We start from the raw sequence: 203 nt of genomic DNA, 5'->3' as shown, positions 1-203 counted from the left end.
ATTTATCGTCGTTTTCCCTTCACGATTGTCCTCAAGAAAGCGGTCGAAGAAACCCCCCACCCCTGCCGAGTGAAAATCGATCCAGGATCGAAAGTGACGGGTTTGGCGATCTTAAAAGACTTGCAAGTGCTTTGGGCTGCCGAACTTACCCATCGCGGGCAAGCGATTAAAGATGCGCTCTTGTCCCGTCGCCAACTGCGTCG

The 203-nt window shown here is 52.7% G+C and carries 1 protein-coding gene; it reads left to right on the top strand.

Annotated elements, in window-relative coordinates; genetic code table 11:
* A partial coding sequence (locus LKK83_RS16100) for an RRXRR domain-containing protein (RefSeq protein ID WP_324632238.1) occupies window positions 1–203 on the top strand: 203 nt, incomplete at its 3' end.

The organism is Phormidium sp. CCY1219 (assembly GCF_035615515.1).
Taxonomy (GTDB): Bacteria; Cyanobacteriota; Cyanobacteriia; order Cyanobacteriales; family Laspinemataceae; genus CCY1219.
This window is presented reverse-complemented; position numbering and strand designations above follow the sequence as displayed.